The organism is Plantactinospora sp. ZYX-F-223 (assembly GCF_039649625.1).
Taxonomy (GTDB): Bacteria; Actinomycetota; Actinomycetes; order Mycobacteriales; family Micromonosporaceae; genus Plantactinospora.
Genome location: NZ_JBDJAV010000208.1, coordinates 1 through 336, shown reverse-complemented (window position 1 = coordinate 336; position 336 = coordinate 1). Strand labels below are relative to the sequence as shown.

Genomic DNA, 336 nt, shown 5'->3' with positions numbered 1-336 from the left:
GAACGCCCGGCCGTACACACCACGGGTGGTGGTGACGCCGTCGAACACCAGTGCCGACCGGCCCCGCACGTCCGGAGTGGTGGCCGGGGTGTGCAGGTCGCGGTCGTCGAGCCGGACGAAGGCGATCTCCGAGCGGTAGTCGGTGGTACCGCGCTCGTAGAGCAGCCCGACGTCGCCGCCCGGCAGTTCCACCATGTCGGAATAGCCGCCGTAGCACGCGCACTCCTGCACCGGGACGCTCCGGTCGTTGGTGCCGTACACCTGCACACCCTCGTCGGTGGAGTCCAGCGGCGTATCCACGCCCTGCCAGGTACGACCCTCGTCGAACGACGACCG

The 336-nt window shown here is 69.9% G+C and carries 1 protein-coding gene; it reads right to left on the bottom strand.

The window, feature by feature from the left end; translation table 11 throughout:
- Nucleotides 1-336, bottom strand: a 336-nt coding sequence (locus AAH979_RS43210) for a sialidase family protein (RefSeq protein ID WP_346263908.1), incomplete at both ends; no start/stop codon positions are given.